At 65.5% G+C, this 229-nt stretch carries 1 protein-coding gene; it reads right to left on the bottom strand.

The window, feature by feature from the left end; translation table 11 throughout:
• Window positions 1-229 (bottom strand): sigma 54-interacting transcriptional regulator (locus tag RRF55_RS28315; RefSeq protein ID WP_439419342.1); only part of this gene is annotated, 229 nt, incomplete at both ends.

Below are 229 nucleotides of genomic sequence, written 5' to 3'. Positions count from 1 at the left end.
CGCGCGCTCGAAAAAGCCCTGGTGCTGGCGGTCGGCACCCGTGAAGCTGCCCTTTTCGTGGCCGAAGATCTCGCTTTCGATGAGATGCGGCGAAATGGCGCCGCAGTTCACGGCAAGAAACGGGCGGCTGCGCCGTTGGCTCAAGTCGTGCAGGGTCTGTGCCACGACCTCCTTGCCGGTGCCGCTCTCTCCCGTGAGAAACACCGTGACCGAGGTGCCTGCCACGCGC

The organism is Klebsiella sp. K47 (assembly GCF_051858335.1).
GTDB classification, from domain to species: domain Bacteria; phylum Pseudomonadota; class Gammaproteobacteria; order Enterobacterales; family Enterobacteriaceae; genus Klebsiella; species Klebsiella pneumoniae.
Note: the sequence above shows the minus strand (reverse complement) of the source record. Positions and strands in the feature narration are given on the sequence as shown.